This is a genomic window from Pseudomonas sp. CGJS7, from assembly GCF_036961695.1.
The window spans coordinates 1-7,800 of record NZ_JBAMDI010000234.1 but is presented as its reverse complement, the minus strand read 5'-3'; the positions used below and the strand labels follow the sequence as shown (position 1 = coordinate 7,800).

The 7,800-nt window shown below is 68.7% G+C and carries 6 protein-coding genes and 1 pseudogene; 3 read left to right on the top strand and 4 right to left on the bottom strand.

What is annotated here, in order from left to right; translation table 11 throughout:
- The 4 genes and pseudogenes from V7787_RS51615 to V7787_RS51600 form a co-directional block, all read right to left on the bottom strand.
- Positions 1-273: pseudogene (locus tag V7787_RS51615) on the bottom strand (hypothetical protein); the annotation flags it as partial.
- Positions 274-276: 3 nt separating this feature from the next.
- Complete coding sequence (sctQ, locus tag V7787_RS51610; protein WP_336095274.1) at positions 277-1,377, bottom strand: type III secretion system cytoplasmic ring protein SctQ; 1,101 nt, start codon at positions 1,375-1,377, stop codon at positions 277-279.
- Positions 1,370-1,972, bottom strand: a complete 603-nt coding sequence (locus V7787_RS51605) for a response regulator transcription factor (protein ID WP_336095273.1) — start codon at positions 1,970-1,972, stop codon at positions 1,370-1,372. The genes sctQ and V7787_RS51605 overlap by 8 nt, the downstream gene beginning before the upstream one ends.
- A gap of 202 nt (positions 1,973-2,174) precedes the next feature.
- Positions 2,175-3,278 carry a sensor histidine kinase gene (locus V7787_RS51600; RefSeq protein ID WP_336095272.1) on the bottom strand — a complete coding sequence of 368 codons (1,104 nt, stop codon included), beginning with the start codon at positions 3,276-3,278 and terminating at the stop codon, positions 2,175-2,177.
- Between the two features lie 165 nt (positions 3,279-3,443).
- On the opposite strand from V7787_RS51600, the gene V7787_RS51595 reads away from it, so the two are divergent.
- From V7787_RS51595 to V7787_RS51585, 3 genes are all read left to right on the top strand, one after another.
- Positions 3,444-3,947 (top strand): flagellar biosynthetic protein FliO, encoded by a 504-nt coding sequence (locus V7787_RS51595; protein ID WP_336095271.1) that lies wholly within the window; start codon positions 3,444-3,446, stop codon positions 3,945-3,947.
- 418 nt (positions 3,948-4,365) lie between these two features.
- Complete coding sequence (gene sctV / locus V7787_RS51590; RefSeq protein WP_336095270.1) at positions 4,366-6,417, top strand: type III secretion system export apparatus subunit SctV; 2,052 nt, start codon at positions 4,366-4,368, stop codon at positions 6,415-6,417.
- Between the two features lie 127 nt (positions 6,418-6,544).
- Positions 6,545-7,800: FHA domain-containing protein (locus V7787_RS51585; protein WP_336095269.1), on the top strand; the 1,256-nt coding region annotated here is incomplete at its 3' end.

The window sequence follows — 7,800 nt, the reverse complement described above, 5'->3', positions numbered from 1 at the left end:
CACCGCCGCGACGGTGGTGCCGTTGGCGCGCGCGTTGATCGCGTCGTGGGTTTCCAGGATCACCGGATACATCACGTAGATCGACAGCACGATCGCCAGGCCGTTGATGACCACGTTGGGCGGCACCTGCTGCAGGCCCAGCGCGTTGCGCAACAAACTCAGCACCACCACGATCTTGGTGAAGGACGTCACCATCACCGCCACGAACGGCGCCAGCGCCAGGCTGACCACCGTCAGCAGCACCAGCGCCGGCGAGAACGAAGTGAAATCCATCGCTCAGCTCCAGGAGATCAGGCGCACGCCCAAGGTGTCGCCGACCGCGACGATCTCGCCGCGGCCGGCATCGCGGCCGTTGGCGCGGATCACCACGTTGGCGCCTTCCAGCCGCGAGGGCAGGGCGAACACGTAGCCGGGCTGGAAGCCGGCCAGATCCTCGTAGCGGCATTCCAGCCGGCCCAGGTCGAACTCCAGGCGGACCGGAACGTCCGGCCCGGTGGGTTCGGCGGTGTCGGGGGCGGACTCGGTGTCGCTCATCGGGGAAGTCTCCTGATGCGTGGAAAGGGTCAAGGGCGGGCCGTCGATGCGCCAGCCCTCGGCGGCCGGTACCAGCGGCCAGGCGAAGCCCGGCACCTGCGCCTGCACCGGCGGCGGGCGTTGATAGTTGCCGATCACCAGCACGTCGCCGGCGCGCAGCTGGCGCCATTGCGCGTAGCGCAGTTGCGGGCCGTCCCAGCGCAGCGCGATCGGAATCGGCAGATCGGACCAATCGCGATAACCGTCGATCTCATCGCCGCGCGGGCGTTCGAAAATCTCCGCGCGCTGCAGCAGCCGGTCGACCCAGCCCGGCGGAATGCGCAGGTGGCCGCGCGCGCGCGCCTGGCCGCCGGCATCGCTGATCGCGAACGCCAGCCACAGCCCGTCCTGATCGACCGCGTTCAAGGCCTGCAGGCTTTGCAACGAGGCGTTGCCGTCGTCGACCACCGGAATCAAGGCGATGTCCAGCGCCTGACTCAGGCGCATCAATTGCGATTCGTGCGCCAGGCTCCAGGCCAGCACGCGCGAGCGGCCTTGGTAGTCGCTCCAGTGCAGGCCGGTGTCGTTGTCCAGCGACAGGCCGCTTTCGAGCTGCAGCTTGACCCGCGCGCCGTCGCCTTCCAGCGTGACCAGCTCGCCGTCGATCGCGCCGGCCTGGGCGAAGCTGAGCCAACCGCCCTCGCGCAGCGGCCAGCGCTGGGCGGCGCCGAAGAACCCGCACAAGGCCTGCGCCTGCCACAGCGGCACCGCGGGCACGCGCCCGCGGATCGGCCGGCCTTCCAGCGCGGGCGGCGCGGGCGCGGCGACGACGCTGTCGTCGATGCTGCTGTGCGGCTCAGCCATGGCCCAACGCCACCTTCATCAATTCGGGCAGCGAGCGTACTCCGAGTTTGTTCATCATGTTCGATCGATGCAGTTCCACGGTCTTGACGCTGATGCCGAGCACGTCGGCGATGATCTTGTTGGGTTTGCTCGCCACCACCAGGTCCATGACCTGACGCTCGCGCGGGCTCAGCTTGGCCAGGCGGTCGTCGCCGGCCTCGCCGCCGGCGTGGTTGCGCGCGTTGGCGACGGCAGCGCGGATCGCATCGATCAGGGCCTCGTCGCTGAAAGGTTTTTCCAGGAAGTTGGCCGCGCCCTTGCGCATCGCCTCCACCGCCAGCGGCACGTCGCCGTGCGCGGTCACGAACACCAGCGGCAGCGCGATCCCGCGCCGGCGCAGTTCTTCCTGCAATTGCAGTCCGCTCATCAGCGGCATGCGGATGTCCGAGACCAGGCAGGTCGCCTCAGTGCCGTGGCGCTCGCCGGCATACGCCTCCAGAAACGCCGGCCCGGAGGCGTGCGCCTGCACTTCGAACCCGGCCGTTTCCAACAGCCACGCGGTGGATTCGCGGAAACCGTCGTTGTCGTCGACCAGGTAGATGCGTGCTTCGGTCATGCGGCCTGACTCCCGGCAATGCCCCGCGTTCCAACGCGATGCGGTCCTTGGGCGAATCTGGAATGCGCAGGCCGTCCTCGCCCGGCCGCGCGCCAGCGGCACGGTATAACCCGGCGGGCGGGGGCGGCGATGCTGATCTTTGTCATCTCGCCGCCGACCTGCTGAATGCCTTCACGCTGGATCCGCGGCGCGGCCGCCCCGATCAAGCGCGCGCCTCGTAACGCGGCAGGGTGAAGCCGAATACGCTGCCGCCGCCCTCGCGCGGTTCGAAGAACAAGCGGCCTTCGTGGTATTCGATGATCGACCGGCAGATCGCCAGGCCGATGCCCAGGCCGTCGGTCTTGGTGGTGAAGAACGGCGAGAACAGCTGGTCCTGCTCGGCCGGGCTGAGCCCGGCGCCGCGGTCGGAGACCCGCACTTCGATCTGGTCGTCCAGATTCATCCGCGCATCGATGCGCAGTTCCCGGCGCGCGGTGGGGATTTCGCGCATCGCCTCGATCGCGTTCTTGACCAGATTCAGCAGCACCTGCTCGATCATCACCCGGTCGGCGAACACCGGCGCCAGCTGCGCCGGCAGGCCCAGATCGATCCGCAGTTGCAGGCGCTCGGCTTCCAGGCGCAGCAGTTCCAGCACGGTTTCGGCGATTTTGCTCAGCTCGTGGGCATCGCGCCGCGGCTCGCGCGCGCGGACGAACTCGCGCACCCGCGAGATCACCGCGGCGGCGTGTTCGGCCTGGGTCCGCGCCGCTTGAAGCGCGCGTTCGACTTGCACCGGACCGCCGGCCTGTTCGACCAGGCGCAGACTGCCGTTCAGATAATTCATGATCGCCGCGAGCGGCTGATTGAGCTCGTGGGCCAGGGTCGCGGCCATCTCGCCGACCGACATCAGGCGCGAGGTGAACAGCAGTTTTTCCTGGCGGGTCTTGTGCGAATCCAGGGTCTCGATGCGCTCGCTGATGTCGACCGCGGTGAGCACGTCGACCGCCGCGCCCTCGTGCTCGGCGCGGCCCCAATGCAGGGCGTACCAGCGGCCGTTGTGCGGCGCGCGCACTTCGCGCGGGCGCTCGCCGGCGCTGGCGCCGCCGTGCAGACGCGCCAGCAGCGCCTCGCGTTGGCCGTGTTCGGGCAACTCGCCGAACTCCTCGGCATAACGGGTATTGCCGGCGCGCAGCGCGCCGTCGCCGGCGAAGATCGCGCAGGCGAACGGCACCGCGGCGAGCAGCCCGGCGGCCTGGGGCGCGGCCTGGGGCGCGGCCTCGCGCGGCGGCGCCGCGGCGGCGTGAGCGTCGGACGGTACGGAGGACATGTCTACATCAATGCCATGCGGCCCGGGCCGGCCGCGTGAAGCCGGCGGCGGCGCGCGCGTGCGACTGAAACCGTCGGCGGGCTGCTACGGTATGTCGCCGCCGCGCGGCCGCGACTGTCCCGCGCGCCCGTTCCGATCCGACTCTGCATTCCGCACCGACTCGCCATGCCGACCCTGCCCCTGCTGTCTATCGCCGTTCGTTGTTGCGCCGTCCTGGCGTGTCTGCCGGGGGCCGCGCTGGCCGCCGCCGCGACCGCCGCGCCGGCCAAGCCGGCGGCGCAGCCGCCTTCGTTGTTTTTCGAATTCCTCGCGATCCTGCTGCCGGTGGCGGTGGCGCTCGGCGGCCTGGTCGCGGTGTTGCTGTATCTGCGCAAGCGGCACGGACTGACCGCGCGCGAGGCGCCGCTGTCGATTCTGCAGATCCTGCCGATCGGCCCGCGCGAGCGGATCGTCGTGCTGCGCACCCGCAGCGGCCGGGCGTTGGCGGTCGGCGTGGGCGGGCAATCGATCAATCTGATCGCCGAACTGGACCGCGCCGATGTACTGCCGGCCGATCCGGCGCCCAGCGATACCGCCGTGGCGGGCGCGCCGCTCGCGGCCGATACGACAGTTTCAACCGCAACTTCCTCCACCTCCGACGCGGCCTCCCCGGTGCAGCGCGAATCGTGATCGTTTCGCACATACGTTAGTCGAATGCGATGACGCAATTGCGCACAAGTTCACAAAAATAGGGATGAATGCGCGCGAATGTAGTGCCGGAAGTGAGCAAGAACGTAAATGTGCAGATCACGCACAAGAAGTTATTTGTTCATCAAAGTTCATACAACGGATGACAAATAGCACTTAGTATCGGCCGTCCGAACCGGCAACGTGTGTAAGGACGGCGCCATGCGTGGGTGCTCAGGGGTACGTGGCAGAGCAGTGACTGCTTTCAGCGTTCGAGACAGCGCAATCCATCACATGATCGCGACCTGCGGCTCGGCCCCGCGGGATGGCGCGACCGCCTTCGCGTGTGCGTCCGCCGCCGCGCAGTCCCGGTTCGGGACATCCATCTCCAGGGTCCGGGGCTGACCGAATGCGAGCATTGTTGAGTTCCCTGACCGCCGCAGCGTCCGGCAAGCAGCCGCGTCGCCGCGCGGGCTACAGCGATCTGGTCCTGGCCGTGGCCGCGGTCACCATCATCGGCGTGATGATCCTGCCGCTGCCGCTGGCGATCATCGACACCCTGGTCGCGGTCAACATCGCCATCGGCTTCGGCCTGCTGCTGATCTCGCTGTACATCCCGACGCCGGTGGCGTTCTCCAGTTTCCCCAGCGTGCTGCTGCTGACCACGCTGTTCCGGCTGGCGCTGTCGATCGCCATCACCCGCTCGATCCTGCTCGAAGCCAACGGCGGCCACATCGTCGAAACCTTCGGCAGCATGGTCGCCGGCGGCAATCTGGTGGTCGGCTTCGTGGTGTTCCTGATCATCACCGTGGTCCAGTTCATCGTCATCGCCAAGGGCGCCGAGCGCGTGGCCGAAGTGGCGGCGCGCTTCACCCTGGACGCGATGCCCGGCAAGCAGCTGTCGATCGACTCGGACCTGCGCGCCGGCCTGATCGACAAGGACGAAGCCAAGCGCAAGCGCCGCCTTCTGGAAGTGGAAAGCCAGCTGCACGGCAGCCTGGACGGCGCGATGAAGTTCGTGAAGGGCGACGCCATCGCCGGCATCGTCATCATCATCATCAACCTGCTCGGCGGCCTGGCCATCGGCGTGCTGCAGAAGGGCATGCCGCTGGCGGACGCGACCCACACGTATTCGATCCTGACCATCGGCGACGGCCTGGTTTCGCAGATTCCGGCGATTCTGGCCACCATCGCCGCCGGCCTGGTGGTGACCCGCACCGCCGGCGACGAGGACGACCGCCACCTGGGCGAATCGATCACCCGCCAAGTCACCGGCCAGCCGCGCGTGCTGCTGATCACCGGCTGCCTGGCGTTCTTGATGGTGTTCGTGCCGGGCTTCCCCTGGCCGGTGTTCCTGTTGCTGTCGTTCGTGCTGCTGGGATTCGCCGCGTGGCGCTACCGGCATACCTCGGACACGCTGCGTCGCGTGTTCAAGGTGCCCGAGGGCGAGCGCGGGATCGATGAGAAAGTCGTCAACGAAGACGAAATCGCGCCGCCCGCGCCGCTGCAACTGGAATTGTCGCCGTCGTTGATCGCCGCGTTCGGCGAACACGCCGCGCGCGAGCGCATGGTCGAGGTCGCGCGCCGTCTGCGCGACGAATACGGCGTGCCGCTGCCGGTGCCGGTGGTCAAGATCGCCGCCGATCTGGACGGCAGCGACGGCCTGGGCGGTTTCCGCCTGACCGCGTTCGGCGCGCGCATCGCGTTCGGGCGGATGTCGCCGAACGCGCAGTTCCGTCCGGCCCGCGCCGGCGATGCCAACGCGCCCAAGCTGGCCGGGTTCTTCCCGACGTTGACCGGCGAATGGACCGGCCAGGCCGGGGTCGGCATCCGCGATGCGCTGACCACGGTGATCGAGCATTGCCGCACCGCGCTGGAGCGGCGGATGGGCAACTTCATCGGCATCCAGGAAACCTCCAACCTGTTCGGGCGGATGCAGCGCGACTATCCGGACCTGGTCAAGGAAATGCTGCGCGTGGTCGCGCCGCAACGCGTCGCCGACGTGCTGCGTCGGCTGGTCGAGGAGGGCGTGCCGATCCGCAATCTGCGCGACGCCTTCGAGGCCATCACCGATGTCGGCGGCCGCGAGAAAGACGTGGTGCTGCTGACCGAGTACGTGCGCGTCGCGCTCAAGCGCGAGATCGCCGACCGTTACGCCGACGCCGAACGCACCATGCAGGTGCTGCTGATTCATCCTGAATTGGAGGATCGCCTGCGCCAATCGGTGCGGGTGGCCGGCGGCGCCACCCAACTGGCGATCTCGCCCGAGTTGGCCGGACGCCTGGGCGCGGAAGTGCGCGGGCATCTGGCCCGCCAAGCTGAAGGCGTTAAGCCGGTGCTGCTGTGTTCACTGGATGTTCGCCGTCATTTACGCAAGCTGCTGGAGATCGACTTCTTCGAACTGCCGGTGTTGTCCTATCAGGAACTCGCTCCGGACCTGCGCATCGTGCAGGCGGGCCAGGTCAACGCCTGAGGAACCAGACGAATGAACCGACATCCGCGCTCGCTGTCCCCCTCTCATCGCCCGTCGGGCCCGCGCGTATCGCGCGTCCCGGCCGCGCATGCCGTCCTTGCCGACGGCGCCCGATCAGGAGTTCGCCATGTCCTCCACCGATAACCAAGACCTTCCCGGCGAGGTAACCGCCGCTGGCGGCGTTGCCGACGCCAAGCCCGAACTCAAGCCCGAGATCCGCGTCGCGGCGCCCGCGATCAGCGTGCTGCGGGTGGTCTCCGGCCTGCACACCGGCGGCAGCCGGCCGCTGTCGGCGCAGGAGACGGTGCTGATCGGCAGCAGCGGCGATTGCGACATCGTCCTGTCCGATCCCGGCGTCGCTCCGCGCCACGCGTTCCTCACCCGCATGGGCGGCAGCGTGTCGCTGCGCGCGCTGGACGCGCCGTTGCTGATCGAAGGCCAGACCCTCAATCCCGGCGATCCGGCCGAGCTCACCGCGATGCAGCGGGTGGACTTGGGCGGCGCCTCGTTCGCGGTCGGTTCGGCCGACGATCCGGGTTGGGCGACGATGCTGCCCAACCAGGGCGATCTGCCCAAGCCGGCCAAATCGGGCATGCGCCATCTGCCGTTGATCGCGGGTCTGGCGGCGTTGTCGCTGGTGTCGGTGGCGATCGCCGCGGCGGTGATGCCCGGGTTCGAGAAAGAGCCCACCGCCAAGGAATTGGTCGAGCCGCTGATCAAGCAGTTCTCGATCGCCGACGGCCGCCTGGTCGAGAACGAAGACGGCAGCCTGGTGCTGTCGGGCACGGTCAAGGACGCGGCCGCGCGCGAGATGATCCGCAAGCGCCTGGCCACCGACCAAGTCGAGGCGCGGCTGGAATTGCGCACCGGCGACGACATCGCCGCCGACGTGCGCGAAGTGTTGCGCAGCCAGGGCCTGAGCGCGCAGACGCGCTATCTGGGCAACGGCGATGTCGAGGTCAGCGGACGCTTTCCCGATCAAGCGCTGTTCAAGCGGGTGGTCGCTTCGCGCGCGATGCAGGACGTCGACGGCGCGCGCCGGCTGATTCCGCGCAATCTCGACGAATCGCAGGCGCCGGTCGCAGGCCCGGTGGTGGCCGCGCCGGAGGCCGAGAGCAAGCCGGTCGCGACCGAGCCGACCCGGATCGTGCAGATCGTGCGCGGGACCAATCCGCACGTGGTCGACATCGACGGCGCCGAGTACGCGGTCGGCGACGTCATGCCCGACGGCCGCAGCCTGATCGCGATCGGCGACAAGGCCTGGGCGCTCAACAAGCTCACCGGCCTGACCGAACAACTCAAGGCGCAGCCGCTGACCGCGGCCGAACTGGCGATCGCCAACGGCACCGCCCCGGCGCCCGATCCGGCCGCTGCCAACGCAGC